This window comes from Paenimyroides ummariense, assembly GCF_900115115.1.
Taxonomy (GTDB): Bacteria; Bacteroidota; Bacteroidia; order Flavobacteriales; family Flavobacteriaceae; genus Flavobacterium; species Flavobacterium ummariense.
On the sequence record NZ_FOVI01000034.1, the window covers coordinates 1 to 16,276 of the forward strand.

The 16,276-nt window shown below is 34.7% G+C and carries 16 protein-coding genes; 9 read left to right on the forward strand and 7 right to left on the reverse strand.

What is annotated here, in order from left to right:
* Nucleotides 1-299: 299 nt before the first annotated feature.
* A complete protein-coding gene (locus BM253_RS15430) occupies nucleotides 300-785 on the reverse strand; it encodes a hypothetical protein (RefSeq protein WP_218154383.1) in 486 nt (161 codons plus the stop codon).
* Nucleotides 782-1,828, reverse strand: coding sequence for a threonine aldolase family protein (locus BM253_RS15435; RefSeq protein ID WP_091526091.1), 1,047 nt, complete (start codon nucleotides 1,826-1,828; stop codon nucleotides 782-784). The genes BM253_RS15430 and BM253_RS15435 overlap by 4 nt, the downstream gene beginning before the upstream one ends.
* 164 nt (nucleotides 1,829-1,992) lie before the next feature.
* Between BM253_RS15435 and BM253_RS15440 the strand changes: the two genes are divergently transcribed.
* A complete protein-coding gene (locus BM253_RS15440) occupies nucleotides 1,993-3,774 on the forward strand; it encodes a hypothetical protein (RefSeq protein WP_091526149.1) in 1,782 nt (593 codons plus the stop codon).
* Nucleotides 3,775-3,806: 32 nt separating this feature from the next.
* On the opposite strand, the gene BM253_RS15445 is transcribed toward BM253_RS15440, so the two are convergent.
* Entirely contained in the window at nucleotides 3,807-4,724 is a 918-nt protein-coding gene (locus BM253_RS15445; protein WP_091526093.1) for an AraC family transcriptional regulator, read from the reverse strand.
* Nucleotides 4,725-4,855: 131 nt separating this feature from the next.
* On the opposite strand from BM253_RS15445, the gene BM253_RS15450 reads away from it, so the two are divergent.
* On the forward strand, nucleotides 4,856-6,367 hold the full coding sequence (locus tag BM253_RS15450) for an aldehyde dehydrogenase family protein (protein ID WP_091526095.1): 1,512 nt from the start codon (nucleotides 4,856-4,858) through the stop codon (nucleotides 6,365-6,367).
* Nucleotides 6,368-6,435: 68 nt separating this feature from the next.
* Nucleotides 6,436-6,810 (forward strand): DUF779 domain-containing protein, encoded by a 375-nt coding sequence (locus BM253_RS15455; RefSeq protein ID WP_091526097.1) that lies wholly within the window; start codon nucleotides 6,436-6,438, stop codon nucleotides 6,808-6,810.
* 64 nt (nucleotides 6,811-6,874) lie between these two features.
* On the opposite strand, the gene BM253_RS15460 is transcribed toward BM253_RS15455, so the two are convergent.
* Nucleotides 6,875-7,552, reverse strand: coding sequence for a YceI family protein (locus BM253_RS15460; RefSeq protein WP_091526099.1), 678 nt, complete (start codon nucleotides 7,550-7,552; stop codon nucleotides 6,875-6,877).
* A gap of 157 nt (nucleotides 7,553-7,709) precedes the next feature.
* Here BM253_RS15460 and BM253_RS15465 point away from each other — a divergent pair, with 157 nt between their 5' ends.
* Both BM253_RS15465 and BM253_RS15470 read left to right on the forward strand, forming a co-directional pair.
* Nucleotides 7,710-8,084: a winged helix-turn-helix transcriptional regulator gene (locus tag BM253_RS15465; protein WP_091526101.1), complete on the forward strand. Its 375-nt coding sequence runs from the start codon at nucleotides 7,710-7,712 to the stop codon at nucleotides 8,082-8,084.
* Between the two features lie 17 nt (nucleotides 8,085-8,101).
* Nucleotides 8,102-9,475 (forward strand): FAD-dependent oxidoreductase, encoded by a 1,374-nt coding sequence (locus BM253_RS15470; RefSeq protein WP_091526103.1) that lies wholly within the window; start codon nucleotides 8,102-8,104, stop codon nucleotides 9,473-9,475.
* Nucleotides 9,476-9,631: 156 nt separating this feature from the next.
* On the opposite strand, the gene BM253_RS15475 is transcribed toward BM253_RS15470, so the two are convergent.
* Complete coding sequence (locus BM253_RS15475; RefSeq protein ID WP_091526105.1) at nucleotides 9,632-10,798, reverse strand: MalY/PatB family protein; 1,167 nt, start codon at nucleotides 10,796-10,798, stop codon at nucleotides 9,632-9,634.
* Between the two features lie 87 nt (nucleotides 10,799-10,885).
* Nucleotides 10,886-11,968: an EamA family transporter gene (locus tag BM253_RS15480; protein ID WP_091526107.1), complete on the reverse strand. Its 1,083-nt coding sequence runs from the start codon at nucleotides 11,966-11,968 to the stop codon at nucleotides 10,886-10,888.
* Nucleotides 11,969-12,177: 209 nt separating this feature from the next.
* Here BM253_RS15480 and BM253_RS15485 point away from each other — a divergent pair, with 209 nt between their 5' ends.
* On the forward strand, nucleotides 12,178-12,684 hold the full coding sequence (locus tag BM253_RS15485) for a pyridoxamine 5'-phosphate oxidase family protein (RefSeq protein ID WP_091526109.1): 507 nt from the start codon (nucleotides 12,178-12,180) through the stop codon (nucleotides 12,682-12,684).
* Between the two features lie 286 nt (nucleotides 12,685-12,970).
* Complete coding sequence (locus tag BM253_RS15490; RefSeq protein WP_091526111.1) at nucleotides 12,971-13,600, forward strand: hypothetical protein; 630 nt, start codon at nucleotides 12,971-12,973, stop codon at nucleotides 13,598-13,600.
* Nucleotides 13,601-13,603: 3 nt separating this feature from the next.
* Here BM253_RS15490 and BM253_RS15495 read toward each other — a convergent pair whose 3' ends face one another.
* A complete protein-coding gene (locus tag BM253_RS15495) occupies nucleotides 13,604-14,506 on the reverse strand; it encodes a LysR family transcriptional regulator (protein WP_091526113.1) in 903 nt (300 codons plus the stop codon).
* Between the two features lie 93 nt (nucleotides 14,507-14,599).
* Between BM253_RS15495 and BM253_RS15500 the strand changes: the two genes are divergently transcribed.
* On the forward strand, nucleotides 14,600-15,208 hold the full coding sequence (locus tag BM253_RS15500) for an NAD(P)H-dependent oxidoreductase (protein WP_091526115.1): 609 nt from the start codon (nucleotides 14,600-14,602) through the stop codon (nucleotides 15,206-15,208).
* 81 nt (nucleotides 15,209-15,289) lie between these two features.
* On the forward strand, nucleotides 15,290-16,273 hold the full coding sequence (locus BM253_RS15505) for a DNA topoisomerase IB (protein ID WP_091526117.1): 984 nt from the start codon (nucleotides 15,290-15,292) through the stop codon (nucleotides 16,271-16,273).
* Nucleotides 16,274-16,276 lie beyond the last annotated feature (3 nt).

Consider the following 16,276-nt stretch of genomic DNA (forward strand, 5'->3'; position numbering starts at 1 on the left):
CTTCTTTTACACAATGTAGCTTAAATGATACATTGTATTTTACTTTTCTTGTCATAAAAAATGCCCCCAAAAGTGTCTAACTTTTTGGGGGCAGTGTATTTTTAGACACCTTCTTTTTATTTAACTTCTATTTAACATTTTATCCATTCAAACTTAAATTTAACAAGTCAGAATATTAAAAAATCAACTAAATAATACTTAAATAACGTAACAGATTTACCTACGCCAATTCAACCACAAAATAATATTGTTTTGTAAATGTTTTTACAATACTAATTAAACTTTAAAGTTAATCAGTATTACATAATACTAAAATGGCGAAACTGATATCCGCCGCCAATTCCTAACGAAACAAAAAACTGTCCTTGATTAAGCGGCATAACATACTCATACCCTACTTTGATAGTAAACGGAAAAGTTTCCATATAAACATACGGACTAACACGAAATTGGTTACTAAATTCTTTATTAAAATCGAACAAATATCCGCTTGTAATTCCTGCCGAAATATTGTACGATTTATATTTATCATCAACCAAAAAATACATTGCCGTGAACTGCGGCTGTAAACCCGATGGTGCTTTTGCGTTTGACGAAGTATAATCTAACCCAAAGGCAAAATCGTATGGTTTGTATTTATCAAACAGCACAGGAATATTAAACGATGCTTGAAACATAGCCGATTTATCATATTTTGCACCTAAACTTATAATTTGTGCTTTTAATGATTGCGTACAAAACAAGCAGATAAAAATTCCAGTTATTTTCACTATGTTATTTATCATTGATGTACATTTTTGTTTGACGCTTCCTTTAAATCGATAATAAACTCATTAACAATTTCTTCATTTGTTGCCCAAGAAGTTATCAATCGAATTGCGATATTTTCAGCATCGATTTCTTTCCATTGATAAAAAAGATACTTAGCTTCCAATTGCTCGATTACTTTTTTAGGCAGAATAGGAAAAATCTGATTGCTAACAGGATCGCTCAAAAACGAATATCGGCATTCTGTTACGGCATCTGCAATTTTTTTTGCCATTACATTGGCGTGATTAGCTAGTTGAAAATACAAATCATTTTTAAACAATTCTAAAAACTGAATACCCAACAAACGTCCTTTTGCCAACAATGCGCCTTTCTGCTTCAATACATAATCAAAATCGGGTGCTAATGATTTATTGTTAAACACAATAGCCTCCCCCAACAAGGCTCCGTTTTTTGTTCCGCCGATATAGAAAACATCGGTTAGTTGAGAAATATGTGTCAATGTTAAATCGTTGTTTTCTGCCATTAACGCATTTCCTAAACGAGCCCCATCCATAAAAAGCAACAAATCGTTCGCTTTGCAAAATGTCGATAATTCCACAAGTTCTGATTTACTGTAAATTGATCCAATCTCAGTTGCATTTGAAATATAAACCATTCTAGGCTTTACAACATGTGGTCTTAAAGTATATTCTTTTAAAACTTTTTGAATTGCTTCAGGTTGCAACTTTCCGTCTAATGTTTCAACTGTAATAATTCGATGCCCAACAGCTTCGATCGCTCCTGTTTCATGCGAAAAAATATGTCCTGTATTTGCACTAATAACCGCTTCGTGAATTTTTAACAATCCCGAAATCACAAGCAAATTGGTCTGCGTACCGCCCGAAACAAAATAAATAGCAGCATCGTTATTTTCTATTTTCTGTTTAAGAATCTGTTTAGCCTGCAAAGAATATTCATCTTCACCATAGCCAGATTGTTGCTGTAAATTGGTTTCGATAAGTTTTTGAAGGATGTTTGGATGTGCACCTTCGGAATAATCATTTCTAAAATTATACATAGAATTACGTTTTCGGTGATCGTTTTTACGGTTGATCTATTCAAAAATACGCATTTTGAGTTGTGGAAATATCAAAATGTAACTGTGATATTGTACTTACAATGATTTTTATCAGTAAAAAAATTATTTTTTATCAAAACCTTCGCAACATAAAAATCATTTTCATGAAAATTCCCAACATACATGCCTTTCATATTCCCGTGATGGGACTTGCTTATACGATTGATACACCGATTCGAGTGGCACATTACGGAATTTCGTCTGTAATTTCGGTAATGGATGACGAACTTATTGAGCAGATGAACCGTTTGTACACAAAAAAATTCCAACTTCCTTATAAGGAAATCAGCAAAAAGGCAGAAGATTTTAGAGCACAACGAATAACTTCGTACCTTAATACGATGGATACCATTGTTAAACAGAAATTTGAGCATTTAAAAGAACAACTGATTAAAAACAAAGAAGCTGTAAAAAATTACATCGATCTTTTACCGAGTAAATCAGACATCAGAGAAAATCTGCAAAAACATTTAGAAGGCAGTGAACCGCTCACTAAATTAAAAACTTTTTTAGATCAGCACCTTACGCCCGGATCTATCGATGTTAATATTATGACTAAAGTAGATCGCGAAACGTACGAAAACAAAGAACCTCGTCCGGCAATTTATAACGATGCTCATTCTGCTCTGCGTGGTTTTGCTGAAAGTATGGTTAATGGTTCGGTAGTTTTGTCGGCAGGAATGAATCCGAAATTGTTTGGTTATTTTGAAAGTTTCGATGCTTTTTATCCTGATGAAAAAAATCAGCTTCAGAAAAAAATTATTTTAAAAGTAAGCGATTATCGTTCTGCTTTTATACAGGGAAGTTTCTTGGCGAAAAAAGGATTATGGGTTTCGGAATATCGAATAGAATCCGGACTTAACTGTGGAGGTCACGCTTTTGCAACCGATGGTTTTTTAATGGGAACTATATTAGAAGAATTCAAACAAAAACGTGAAGAACTTACCCTTTCTATGCACGAATTATTCTGCAAAGCATTAGATCAAAAAGGAAAATACGTCCCACAACAACCTTTAAACACTAAAATTACTGCGCAAGGCGGCGTTGGTACAGCTTTAGAACACAATTTTCTTTTAACTCATTACAAGTTAGATGCCGTTGGCTGGGGATCGCCTTTTTTACTGGTTCCCGAAGCTACCTCAACCGACGAAGCTACCAGAAATCTATTGGCATTAGCTAAAGAAGACGATTTGTATTTGAGTACTATTTCGCCGTTAGGCATTCCGTTTAACAATATAAAAGGCACTACCAACGAATTTATTAAACAAGAACGAATTGCAAACAATAAAGAAGGAAGTTCGTGTCCTCGAAAATATCTGGCATTAAACAAAAAATATTCAGAAGAAGGCCTTTGCACTGCATCGCGAAAATATCAACAGAAAGCATTGGCAGAATTGCGTGATATGAATTTAAGTGCAGAAGATTATCAGGAACATTTTGCAGAAATTACCGAAAAAGCCTGTTTGTGTGTAGGTTTGGCGAATGCTGCTTTAATGGATCATAAGTTGCCTGTAAAAGGCGAACAGCAAGGCGTTGTAATTTGTCCCGGACCAAACATTGCTTATTTTACCAAAGAAGTGTCGTTAAAACAAATGGTGAATCATATTTATGGTCGCGAAAATATTATTGATGTTAAAAACCGTCCACATGTATTCATTAAAGAATTAAAAATGTATCTGGATCATTACAAAAAAGAGCAAAAAATTCCTGAAGCAGAACAATCTGATATTAAAATAAAGAAACAACAGAAATTTCGTCAAAATTTGTTGGATGGAATTGCCTATTATAAAGATCTTTTTAAAAACGATACTGTTTATTTTTGTGATGATAAAGAATCAATCGAAAATCAGTTACAATCAATAGAGCAAGAGCTTTTAAATTTATAAAACACTATTCACAAGAGGCGATGTTTTAATACTTATTTTACTACAATGTCGCTGCTTTGTTTGAATTTAAAAGGAGTTAAACCGGTAATATTTTTAAAATGCTTGATAAACTGGCTTGATGATGCAAACGCCAATGCAAAACCAATTTCTGATACCGATTGCGATGTATTTGCCAGTAAATATTTAGCCTGCTTGATTTTTTCTGATAGAATAAATTCGTTTGGCGTACTGCCTGTATGGCGTTTAAAATATCGGTAAAAAGTCGATTTGCTCATGTGAGCTTTTTCTGCAACTTCTTCAACAGTAAGCTGTCGGTCTTGATTTTTACGGATATATTCAATCGCAAAAGCTAACTGATTATTGCCTGCCAAAGCATCTGTTTTTTCCAACAGAAAATCTCGTGCTTTAGACTGCAGCAGATTTATAATCAATTCTTTAGTCATTAATTTACCAAGTGCATCACGGTATTCAGAGTTTGATGATGCCAACAGAATGATCCGTTCAATATTTTTATTAAGTAATTGGTCGTTCGTAAATTTTAAGGTAGAACTATCAACCGTCCATTCGGTATGATCTATTTTTGGAGCACTTTCATTAAGCTGCATCAATGTTTCCTTAATTTCATCAGGAGAAATAATCAAAGCCAAACAACGCGTAGGATTATCGTATTCGGCTTCGGGAAAATCAATATTCATTCCCTGTTTTTTATCAAGCACCAACGATTCTTCAGGCAAAAATTCAAACGAATGTTCTTTATTAAAGTGCATTACCTTTTTTCCTGAAAGCATGGTAATCAGTGAAATTTCATCAAAAGCCAAAGCAAAACCCGATGTTTTCACCTTTGTTTCAAACAAATGCAGATCCAATTCATCAGTCTGGAAACTCAATTTATTTTCTATAGGCGTAACAACTTTTCCCTTATCGTATATGCTGCTGATTGATGAATTCATAAGATACAAAACTTACATTTACTACACATTGGCACTAATTTACTATTTTTTGACACAAATCGATTCATTTTTTGCACCGAATTAAGAGTAATTTACATTAATCAATTTAAGTAAACTTAAAACTAAAGATTATGAGTAACGAGAATGTAAAAAAATGGCCGGAATTTAAAAGCCAATACGAGAATTATATCGATGGAAAATGGACTGCTCCTGTGCAAGGAAAATATTTCGATAATATTTCGCCGATCAACGGCAAAGTGTTTACAAAAGTAGCACATTCTACCAAAGAAGATCTAGAATTGGCGGTAAATGCTGCCGATAAAGCTTTTAAAACCTGGGGAAAAACATCGGCTACAGAACGAAGCATTATTCTGAACAAGATTGCCGACCGCATGGAGCAAAACCTTGACTATCTTGCAACTGTTGAAACTATTGACAACGGTAAGGCTGTTCGCGAAACGTTAAATGCAGATATTCCGCTAGGAATTGATCATTTTAGATATTTTGCTGGAGTGATTCGTGCCGAAGAAGGCTCGCATGTTGAATTAGATGAGCACACGGTATCGTTAATCGTTCATGAACCAATTGGAGTTGTGGCACAGATTATTCCTTGGAATTTCCCATTATTAATGGCTATTTGGAAACTTGCACCTGCATTAGCTGCCGGAAACTGTGTAATTTTAAAACCAGCCGAAAGTACACCGACATCAATTTTGGTATTAATGGAACTTATTGGCGATTTATTACCTGCGGGCGTTATAAATGTTGTGAACGGTTTTGGTGCAGAATTAGGAAGATCGCTGGTTACAAATCCTAAAGTTGCAAAAGCAGCTTTTACAGGATCAACAGCTACAGGTCGTTTGGTAATGCAGTACGCTACCGAAAATATTATTCCGGTAACATTGGAATTAGGCGGAAAATCGCCAAATATCTTTTTTAATTCGGTGATGGATAAAGACGATGAGTTTTTAGATAAAGCTATTGAAGGTGCTGTACTTTTTGCTTTTAATCAAGGTGAAATCTGTACATGTCCGTCGCGTTTGTTAATTCAGGAAGATATTTACGATAAATTCATTGAAAAAGTAATTGCACGCGTTGAAGCAATAAAAATTGGAGATCCTTTAGATACAACGGTAATGATGGGTGCGCAGGCATCGAAAATTCAGTTCGATAAAATCAGTTCGTACATTGCTTTAGGAAAAGAAGAAGGTGCAGAAGTACTTACAGGTGGCGACGTTAATAAGTTAAATGGAGATTTAGAGAGCGGTTACTACATTAAACCTACCTTGTTTAAAGGAAAAAACAACATGCGAATTTTCCAGGAAGAGATTTTTGGACCTGTATTGGCTGTTACTACTTTTAAAACGGTTGAAGAAGCTATTGAAATTGCAAACGATACCATTTACGGATTGGGCGCAGGTGTTTGGACACGTGATGCTCATGAGCTTTATCAGGTTCCAAGAGCCATTCAGGCTGGTCGTGTTTGGGTAAACAATTACCACAACTATCCTGCTGGTGCTCCGTTTGGTGGATACAAGCAGTCGGGTGTTGGGCGTGAAAATCACAAAATGATGTTGGGTCATTACCGCCAAACAAAAAACATGTTGATTTCTTACAACAAAAATAAATTAGGTTTCTTTTAAAAAACCGTTTATAAAGCCAGAAGTAACACTCTGGCTTTAATTTTCAATTATTTTTAAAATTAAAAGCTATGATTCAGAGACTTGATGCAACAGAAAAAGCAAAAGAATTAATAAATCAATTAAAAGAAACATACGGCGAATTAATGTTTTACCAAGCCGGCGGGTGTTGTGAAGGTACACAACCACAATGTTTCGAGAAAGGCGGCTTTTACCCAAGAATGAACGATGTTTTAATTGGAACCATAGAAGATACCGACTTTTGGGTAGATCGCGATTTATTTGAATATTGGAAATTTAGTCACTTTACCTTAGATGTTTTAGACGGTTTTGGCGCGGGCGGTTTTTCTTTGGAAACTCCGTTAGGCAAAACTTTTAAAGTACATTACCGCTTATTTACCGAAGAAGAATTACAGAATTTAGCTCCAGTAAAATTAATGGAATAGCATCAAAACAAAAAGAGCGTGTTAAAACAAACACGCTCTTTTTTTATTAACTATGAAAAAATAACTACTTATTTCCTTTAATATTTAATTCGATATCAATTTCTTGAGAAATCATCCAATCTTTTGCATCACCTTCAGTACCGTAAACCAATCCCCAATCTTGGCGGTTAATAGTAAATTTAGATGTTAAGGTAATTTCTGTATCAGAAACAACAGTTTTTGCAGGAAAAGTAACATTAACCGTTTTGTCTTTAATAGTTAAGTTTCCACTGATTACGTAGTTTGCATCGGCAATAGCACTTTTATCTGTAGCTGCATCAAAACTTTTAACATTGGTAATTTCAAATTTAGCTGTTGGATATTTTTCGATATCAAAAAAATCGGCATTTTTTAAGTGCAAATCTAAATCTGCTGACGTTTTTCCGCCCGATGAAGCTGCATCAACAGAAGCTGCATCTGTTAAAATAGATTTCATATCCATAACAAACGATCCGCCGGTAATTGCACCATTTTCTGCAGAAATAGTTCCTTCGCTTTTAATAATTCCAAAACGTGGGTTTAAACCGCCTTTGTGGTAACCTGTCCATTTTACCTGGCTTGTTTCTTTATTTACCGTGTAAGTAGCACCTTTTTCGGCAGCAACTTCTTGCGGAGCTGTAGTTGTAGATTGATCGGTAGCAGAACGCTGGCATGAAACAATAAAAGCCGATGCCACAACGGCTAAAACAAATACTTTTTTCATTATAATATCAATTATTATTAGTTTAATTAAGAGGTTGTAAATTTATGGTAAATAAAGTTCTTTTTACCATTGGTTTCCTTTTGGAAACTAATTTCCTTGAAGAAACTATTGTTTAAAACCGTATTTTTGTAATCTGTTTGTAAATCATCAAAATAAAATGAAGAAAAAAGCCGTATTGAACAATAACGTTGTGTGCCAAACCAGAATGACTGCGATTAAAGATACAATGGGAATACTGTCAGGAAAATGGAAATTCCATATTTTAGGGACATTGATCCGAGGTGAAAAATTACGTTTCATGGATCTTTTACGTGAGATTGATGGTATCGGAACAAAAATGCTGTCTAAAGAATTACAAGATTTAGAAATGAATCATTTGGTAAAACGAACCGTTTTTAATACCAAACCTGTAACCGTTGAATACGAAATTACCGAATACGGCAAAACCTTGAGTCCAATTATTGAAGAAATTGCCAATTGGGGAATCGACTATAGAAACAAACTGCATAAGAGAAGCGAGATTGCTGTGTAATTTTATTGAAATTGAGAATGATTTACAAAAGAGTTTGTGTAGAATGTAACGGTATGGGCAAAATAAAGCAGCGCATCCGTAAGAAATTAAAAAACAATCGCACGACTTTAAAAACGTGCGTTCATTGTGCTGGATCCGGATTAATTACGTCTGCAAATCAAACTATTTCTAATACAGAAGAATTTCCGCATATCGCTATTATTGGTGGCGGAATTGGCGGCACCGCGCTTGCGGTTGCCTGCCTGCATCGTGGAATTCCATTTACATTATACGAACGCGACAACAATTTTAATGCTCGCTCACAAGGTTATGGGTTAACGCTACAACAAGCGAGTAAAGCTATGGAAGGATTCGGAATTTCTAATTTTAAAAATGGTGTTGTTTCTACAAAGCATATCGTTCATACACCAGATGGAAAAATTGTTGCCGAATGGGGAATGCGAAAATGGCTTGAAAATTCCGAACCAAAAACTTCCAAAAAAACTAATATTCATATTGCCAGGCAAGCACTCCGACAAGCACTTATAGAACAATTGCCAAGGAATGAAGCAATACAATGGGGATATAAACTGCTTGATTTTTCTGTAGATAATCAAAACAAAATAAATTTGACTTTTGATGTCAACGGAACGATAAAAACAACAACTGCCGATTTGATTGTTGGTGCAGATGGAATTCGAAGTACCGTTAGAAACCTCATCATCAACGAAGAAAAAACTCCTTTACGCTACCTTGAATGCATGGTGATTTTAGGAATTTGTAGATTGGATTCTATAGAAAATACAGACCAAACTTTATTGGATTCTGCAACCGTTTTTCAAACCGCCAATGGCAACGAACGGATTTATGTAATGCCTTATGATGTGGATTCTGTTATGTGGCAATTGAGTTTTCCGATTGATGAAACTGAAGCAAAAAAACTGAGTGCCAGTGGTGTAGAAGCTTTAAAAGAAGAAGCATGTAACCGCACAAAATGGCACGATCCAATTCCGCAGATTTTATCGGCAACACCGCCAGATCAAATTACAGGATATCCGGTTTACGATCGCGAACAACTATCTGCCGAATTACTGCAAAAAGCAGATGCGGTTACGTTGATTGGCGATGCAGCACATCCTATGAGTCCGTTTAAAGGTCAGGGAGCAAACCAAGCTTTATTAGACGCATTGGCTTTAGCTCGTTCGATTTACATAAACGGAAATTCAAGATCTGACTGGAAATCAAAAGGATTAAGGGAAACCATATTAAAAAGCTTTGAAGCAGAAATGATTGAACGCACATCTATAAAAGTAGCAGATTCTGCTGCTGCTGCAGAATTTCTTCATTCAGAAATTGCAGTCCACCAAAGCAATCAGCCGCGTGGAAGTGTCATAAAAAACAAGCAAAATTAAAGTCCATTAAATTTTTAAAAAAAAATACAAAACCTATTTGTTGTAACAAAAAAATGTAGTACATTTGGATTTCATAAGTGTTTTTTTTGGTTATTAAAGAGGTTGTCAGTTTTACTACTGCAACCTCTTTTTTTTATTACTTAAGATTGATAAAGCTCAGACTGTAATTCGGTTATAAAATGTTTTAAGTCGATCTAAACCTTCTAACAGTAATGCACGCGGACAGGCAATATTTATTCGAAGAAAGCCTTCACCTGAATTTCCATACATCGTACCGGCATTCAACCAAAGCTTTTCCTCATCAAGCAACATTTGCGAAAGTTGTGTAGTGTTTTGATTTGAAAATCCGAAATCAAGCCACACCAAATACGTAGCATTTAAAGGAATTACTTTTACCTGAGGAAGGTTTTGGTTACAAAAATCAATCAGAAATTTATAATTATCAGTCAGGTAACTTTTAAGTTCTTTTACCCAATCATCACCATGATCGTAAGCTGCAATTAATGCATTTACGGCAACCATATTTGGGTACAAAGTATCTTGCATATCCAAAGTTTTTTGAACTTTATCAAGCAGTTCCTGATTTTTTGAAATAAGATACGAAACCGGCAAGCCCGACATATTGAAAGTTTTGCACGGAGATCCGCAGGAAATGGCATCTATATTATATTCGGCAGAAACTTCAATAAAAGGCGTATGTTTTTTAGGATGGAAAACCAAATCAGAGTGAATTTCGTCTGAAACCACCATTACATTGTGCACTGAACAAATCTTGCAGATTCTTTCAAGCTCTTCTTTTTCATACACTCTACCAATTGGGTTATGGGGATTGCTCAACAACAACAGTTTTGTTTTTGGATCTGCTGCTTTATTTTCTAAATCATCAAAATCGATCGAATAAAAACCTTCATTATATAAAAGATCGTTCTGTAAAACGGTACATCCGCAATTTTCTAATGTTGAAAAGAAATGATTGTAAACGGGCGTTTGTAGAATTACATTTTCGTCTGCTTTTACAAAGGTTCTGATTATGGCAGAAAGCGATGGTAAAACTCCGGGAGTAGCCAAAAGCCATTCCTTTCGAATTGTGAAATTATGCTGTTTATTCCACCACGAAATTACAGATTCATAGAATGCATCGGGTGTAAGACTATATCCGTAAATACCGCTTGACACTATTTTTTGAAGCGATTCGGTAATTACGGGTGCTGTTTTAAAATCCATATCGGCAACCCACATTGGCAAAACATCAGGCGCACATAAATCCCATTTTACCGAATTTGTTCCTCGACGATTAATTACTTCATCAAAATTATATTGCATAAATTCTGTTTTACAATCAAACACAAATATAAACAAGTTCAAACAATGGTTTATGGTAAGAAATCAGATTATGAAATTTTTAGAATATCAGCTTTTATTTTGCTTTTGTTTTTCACGTTCGTTAAAATCAGCCACCTCAACAATACGCGGAATACTACTTTTTGGCGCCATATATTTAAAGCGTTTTAGTTTTTTACGTGCACGAATAACTCGGAAAGTTCTGTTGTCTTTATATAAATTCCAGTTCATTAGCAATACCGAAACCAATATAACCGTTAAACCAAGAATTTGCAACGCAGTTACTTTATGTTGTGTAAAAAAGTGAGCCAAAAACAACGCAACCACCGGATTCACATAAGCATACGTACTTACTTCGGTTGCCGGACGAACCTGTAACAACCAAATATAACAGCTGAATGCCAAGATAGATCCCATGGTAATTAAATAGGCAATAGATCCCCAACCTTCTAAAGGTACGCTTGCAAAACTAAACGTTGCATACTCGCCCGTAATTAAAGCCGAAAATGTAAAAGCAACACCAGCGGTTACCATTTGCCAAGCCGTTTTAACCATTACATTTAACGGTTTTATTTTACGTTCATCTGCTGCCGGCTTTTTATCTTGAGTGTATTTTGTGTAAAGCGATCCTACGGTCCATGCAATTGTTCCAAAAATCATTACAAGCATGGCAATTACATTGTAACCATCAGATTCGCTTTCTGAATTCATCAATTGTTCTCCAAACAGCATTACAACTCCGCCAAAACCCAATATCAAACCTAAAACAATAGGAATACTTCCAAAATTGGCTTTCCATTTGGGTTTATCTAAAAGTACAAACCAAATCGCTGCCGCCGCACCAAGTATAGATACAATGGCACTTGATATATATTGTTCTGCCCAAATAACTGCAGCCATATCAACAAAAAGCAACAGAAAACCAATAAGCACGGCTCTTTCTACATCGCGTTTATTAAAAAGCTTGTATCCTTTAAAGTAACAATAACTCATTAAAACCGCTCCGGCAATTATAAAACGGATCGATCCCAATACAAAAGGCGGAAACCAATGCAGTGCCTTTTCTATAAAAAAATAAGTGGATCCCCATACAAAATAAACAACGGCGTATGCAGAAACAATACTGAATTTTGAAACTTTATCTAACGACATATAAACAGAATAAAACAAGTAACATTAAAATTCCCATAGCAGAAATTTTTTGCAAATTTCGGATATATTTAAGACATGGTAAAATTAAATGCCTTTATATTTTTTTTTAATCCGAAAGTTGATCTGTAGCTGTAAAACTTGTACAGTTATTGATTATTAAGTTACAACAACATTAATTATTAACGTTTTAACAATTAAAATTAAAAGCTATGAGTACAGAAAATTTAAACAACACCGAAGCAATTGAAAAATTACAGAAAATGGTAGATTCTATTGATATTGGAATGCTTTCTACCTTTCCAAAAGGAACAAATTACCCACACAGCATACCAATGAGCCGACAAGAAGTTGATGATCACGGAAATATTTGGTTTTTATTTTCTGCCGAAAGTGATACGCACCAGCATTTACAACAAAACAAGGAAGTTTCTATAACATTTGCCGATGTAAGTTCGTACGAATTTTTAAGCATAAACGGAACTGGCGAAGTATCGCAAGATGCTGCCCGCATCGATAAATATTGGAATGATATGATTGCTGCCTGGTTTGAAAAAGGTAAGGAAGATCCGAATATCCGTATCTTGAAGATCACTCCAGCCGAAGCGCATTATTGGGACAATAAAACCAATAAACTAGTTACGTTTTTTAAAGTTGCCGCAAGTGCAGTAACCGGAAGTAAAATGGATATTGGCAGACAAGGTGATTTGAATATCTAATTTTTACAAAATTATTTTGTGGAATTTTACCACTTTTAGAAGATAATTTTCACTGATACACCTATCAATTTTCATTTCAAAAAGCTTATTTAAATGCAATTTTACCTATTACTCAGGTTTGTTATAGTTATCTTAAATTTTGGCATGTAAATTGTTTTATACATTATGCTATGAAAAGAAAAAGTTACCGTTGTTGGTGATGAAATAAAACTCAGGCTACTATATGGTAGCCTGAGTTATTTATTTAAAATCTTTATTAATTTTACAAAACTAAAACAACTTTTTAATGAAAAAGTACTTCCCGGTTTTAATTTGTGTGTTTATAACCACACATTTTTTTGCACAGCAACACATTATAAATACTAACACACTTCCAGCAAATTTAAGCGATGCAGAAATTTCTGAACACATGAAAAAAGTAATGCCTCGCGACGGTTGGGTGCAAATAATACACGAAAATAAAAATGGTGTATTTAACGCATCAAATCCCGATTATTTCTTATTCATTCAACTAAATTGTGTAAACAATAATCCGCCTGGTTTTTTCATTGAATATACCGATAATTACAGAGATGGAGAATTTGGAGGTATTGATTTTATGAGTGCCGATGATCCAGAAAAAGCTAATTTTATTGTGGATGGAGTCGATTTTAAAAATCCTTTTAGATCAAGTGGAAAAGAGTCATTTACCAAATTTGTATCGGCTCTAAAAAAAGGAAAAAAACTTACCCTAAAAACACGCAACCGATCTATTGATTTTAAACTGGCTCATGGCGAATTATTAGATATTCCGGTTGAATGTAGCAAAGCTGGCGACAGAATTCAGGAAAACGAACCAGAAGAATTACCCGAATCTACAGCAATTGGCGAAGAAGTGGAAGCTGCAGCAGATGCCGCAGCCGATATTTCCAAATAAAAATTAGCTTTTAGGCATTATTTGTTTGAACAATTCCTTTATCTGATTGATTTCTTGTTGATGGATCGATTTTTTCCGGCTTCCAAAATAAAGTGTATTGATCAGTTCTTTTCCTCCTTCCCAAATCAGCTGAATTTTTCCTTCATTAATTTCTTTCTGGCAAAGCAAATCAGGAATAACCGCTAATCCAGATCCTCCAAACAAACATCGGACAATAGAATTCAGATTCGGAACGATATAATTCGGACGAAAATCTGGCTTTTTATCAAAATTCAAACTCCAAAACTGAAATAAATGTTCCATATCTCCTGTCGTTCCATACCATTTTTGATCTTTAAGCCAAGTTTCTATAGCCGTTTTATCGTTTGCTTTTAAATGCTTATTAAATTCGGAAACTTCAACATCCTTCCCTCCTACCAAAATGATTTTTTCACTTGAAAATGGTTCGTGATCAATCAATAACGAAGTACCTTTTTTTGGTGTAATGATCAAATCTAAAATTCCTTTTTCCAACTGATCCAACATTTCAGGATAATTCCCAAAACTAATGATCAAATTAAAATCGAGACTTGAAACAAAAGGTTCTAACGTAGTCTGAAAAGTTTCAAAACACATCCCAATACTTATTGTAGGTTCATGCTTTTCGGTCGATTTCTGAAAGGTTTTCTCCACAATTTCCAACTTTGTCAAAGGTTCATTAATCGCGTTAAATAAAACTTTTGCCCGTTCGGTAGGAATCATTTTTCTGCTGGTTCTATCAAACAATTTGTATCCCACATAAGCCTCCAACGAACTTAAATGCAAGCTAACTCCCGGTTGCGATATATACAAAGCCTCGGCAGCTCCTGTTAATGTTCCTGTTTTATAAATCGCTTTAAACGTTCTGTACCATTCTAAATTAATCATATCATTATAATTATGATACAAATGTATAATTTATATTATTTTAATAATACAAAAGAGCGTTATAATTTTGCTTTGTAATTTAAACGATATACAATGAAAAACATATTTATAATAAACGGCGGACAACATTTTGCACATTCTGGCGGGGCTTTCAATAAAACATTGACGAATTGGACAGTTGATTTTTTAAGTAAGAACGATTTTGAAGTTAGAGTTACCGATATTAACGACGAATTTGTGCCAGAAGATGAAGTGGAGAATTTTAAATGGGCTGATTTAATTATTTACAATACGCCAATTTGGTGGTTTCAGGTTCCAAACAGACTGAAAAAATACATTGATGAGGTTTTTACAGCCGGGCATCAAAACGGAATTTACAGCAGCGACGGGCGTTCAAGTAAAAATCCAGCAATAAATTATGGAACTGGCGGATTAATGCACGGTAAAAACTATATGGTCAACACCACTTGGAATGCCCCCGATACTGCTTTTACGTTGCCTGGCGAATTTTTCAACGAAACTTCGGTTGATGACGGCGTGCTGTTTGGTTTTCACAAAATGAATGCTTTTACGGGAATGAGCAAAATTCTAGGATTTCATTTTCATGATCTGGAAAAAAATGCAACAGCAGAACGCATCGCTAATTATTACACAGATTATATGAAACATCTAAAATCGCTTTTCACAAAAGAATTGGTTTAAAAGGAATTATTTTAATTGCAAGATTTTTAAAATAACATTATCTTTAATAGGATTTGAACTTGTTATAAAAATTTTGCAGCTATGTATTACCGCAAGAAAAAAGGAAAAGGATTTAGTTATACAGATGAAAACGGAAAAACCGTGACAGATACAACTGTAAAAACCTATATAAGATCGTTGGTAATTCCGCCTGCATGGAAAGATGTGGAAATTTCTGAAAAGAAAAACAGTAAAATTTTGGTAACCGGCAGAGATGAAATCGGTAGAAAACAATACGTCTACAATCCAAAATTCAGACAAAAACAAGAGCAGAAAAAGTTCGATAGAATAATAGAATTTGCCGAGCAGTTAGAACGTATGCGTCGCGTTACAGGTCAGCACATGCGCAAACGTAAACTAACCCGCGAAAAGGTTTTGGCAACAATGGTTCGTTTATTGGAGTCTGCTTTTTTTCGTCCGGGAAGTGATGCGTACACCAAGCAAAATAAAAGCTACGGTTTAACAACCATGCGCAGCAAACATTTAGAAATTAAAGGCGACGAACTAATTTTTACGTACAGAGGAAAGTCTGGGAAAGATCAGGAAAAACATATTACAGATGCAAAGCTGGCAAAAATTGTAAAAGAAATAGATGAAATGCCGGGTTACGAAATTTTTAAGTTCATTGATGAAAACGGGAATATTCAAGATGTAAAAAGCGAACATTTGAATCAGTATATCCGGGAAGTTATGGGCGAAGAATTTTCGGCAAAAGATTTCAGAACCTGGTCTGGAACCATGATTGCTGCCATTGCTTTAGATGAATTAGATGTTGAAGAAGAAAAAGATCAGAAAACAATGGATAAAAACATTCGGAATGCTGTTATACAAGTAAGCGAAAAGTTAGGAAATACGCCTGCTGTAGCCCGTAGTTCATATATTGATCCACGTGTTATTGACAAATACTTAAACGGTAAAACATTGAAATATTTTCAGAAAGAAGTAAACAAACTGCTTAAAAAGAATGAAAATTTATCTGAAAGTGAAATTGGTGTTTTGTGCCTTTTAAAAGAACGATTAAAATAAAAG